This window comes from Acinetobacter sp. YH12046, from assembly GCF_013419905.1.
Lineage (GTDB): Bacteria > Pseudomonadota > Gammaproteobacteria > Pseudomonadales > Moraxellaceae > Acinetobacter.
Window position 1 is genome coordinate 1 of sequence record NZ_VOZF01000061.1, and the last position, 1,688, is coordinate 1,688.

General features: G+C 57.0%; 2 protein-coding genes. Both read left to right on the forward strand.

What is annotated here, in order from left to right; all coding sequences use genetic code 11:
- The first annotated feature begins 196 nt into the window (after positions 1 to 196).
- Entirely contained in the window at positions 197 to 1,411 is a 1,215-nt protein-coding gene (gene floR, locus FTU03_RS15750; RefSeq protein WP_000214122.1) for a chloramphenicol/florfenicol efflux MFS transporter FloR, read from the forward strand.
- A gap of 27 nt (positions 1,412 to 1,438) precedes the next feature.
- A partial coding sequence (locus FTU03_RS15755; RefSeq protein ID WP_130234736.1) for a LysR family transcriptional regulator occupies positions 1,439 to 1,688 on the forward strand: 250 nt, incomplete at its 3' end.

Sequence of the window (1,688 nt, forward strand, 5' to 3'; positions counted from 1 at the left end):
GAAGCAAAAGATAATCGGATAAAATGTAGCAATTCATATTCGTAAGCGTGGAGTAATCAGATGGGAAATTCCAAGTCAGCAGACAAGTAAGCCGCAACAACCAGTATTGTTGTTGCGGCGCTCTGTAAGGCTAGTCTCATCTGATTGCTGACGAGCAGACGTCGCCCGGTATTCCTTAATCGAGGGTTGATTCGTCATGACCACCACACGCCCCGCGTGGGCCTATACGCTGCCGGCAGCACTGCTGCTGATGGCTCCTTTCGACATCCTCGCTTCACTGGCGATGGATATTTATCTCCCTGTCGTTCCAGCGATGCCCGGCATCCTGAACACGACGCCCGCTATGATCCAACTCACGTTGAGCCTCTATATGGTGATGCTCGGCGTGGGCCAGGTGATTTTTGGTCCGCTCTCAGACAGAATCGGGCGACGGCCAATTCTACTTGCGGGCGCAACGGCTTTCGTCATTGCGTCTCTGGGAGCAGCTTGGTCTTCAACTGCACCGGCCTTTGTCGCTTTCCGTCTACTTCAAGCAGTGGGCGCGTCGGCCATGCTGGTGGCGACGTTCGCGACGGTTCGCGACGTTTATGCCAACCGTCCTGAGGGTGTCGTCATCTACGGCCTTTTCAGTTCGATGCTGGCGTTCGTGCCTGCGCTCGGCCCTATCGCCGGAGTATTGATCGGCGAGTTCTTGGGATGGCAGGCGATATTCATTACTTTGGCTATACTGGCGATGCTCGCACTCCTAAATGCGGGTTTCAGGTGGCACGAAACCCGCCCTCTGGATCAAGTCAAGACGCGCCGATCTGTCTTGCCGATCTTCGCGAGTCCGGCTTTTTGGGTTTACACTGTCGGCTTTAGCGCCGGTATGGGCACCTACTTCGTCTTCTTCTCGACGGCTCCCCGTGTGCTCATAGGCCAAGCGGAATATTCCGAGATCGGATTCAGCTTTGCCTTCGCCACTGTCGCGCTTGTAATGATCGTGACAACCCGTTTCGCGAAGTCCTTTGTCGCCAGATGGGGCATCGCAGGATGCGTGGCGCGTGGGATGGCGTTGCTTGTTTGCGGAGCGGTCCTGTTGGGGATCGGCGAACTTTACGGCTCGCCGTCATTCCTCACCTTCATCCTACCGATGTGGGTTGTCGCGGTCGGTATTGTCTTCACGGTGTCCGTTACCGCGAACGGCGCTTTGGCAGAGTTCGACGACATCGCGGGATCAGCGGTCGCGTTCTACTTCTGCGTTCAAAGCCTGATAGTCAGCATTGTCGGGACATTGGCGGTGGCACTTTTAAACGGTGACACAGCGTGGCCCGTGATCTGTTACGCCACGGCGATGGCGGTACTGGTTTCGTTGGGGCTGGTGCTCCTTCGGCTCCGTGGGGCTGCCACCGAGAAGTCGCCAGTCGTCTAACCGACGACTGGTAGCAGGCCCGCTCCGATGCGGCGCACTAACCATCGAAACCTCGTGAATGTCGGTATCCTGTCTGGCAGGATACCGCTCATTTCCCTTGTTCAGTTCATCGCCGTCGCCGAGCATCTGAATTTTCGGCATGCGGCCAAGGCACTTGGTATCAGCCAGTCGAGCGTCAGCGCGCGTGTGAAAGCGCTGGAGGATAACCTTGGTGTCCTGCTATTTGAGCGCCATGCGCGGGGCGTTCGGCTAACAGACGCAGGCAGGCACTTCATGG

Excerpts from the sequence above, each read along its gene's own strand:
- floR (WP_000214122.1), top strand. The coding sequence starts at position 197 with ATGACCACCACACGCCCCGCGTGGGCCTATACGCTGCCGGCAGCACTG.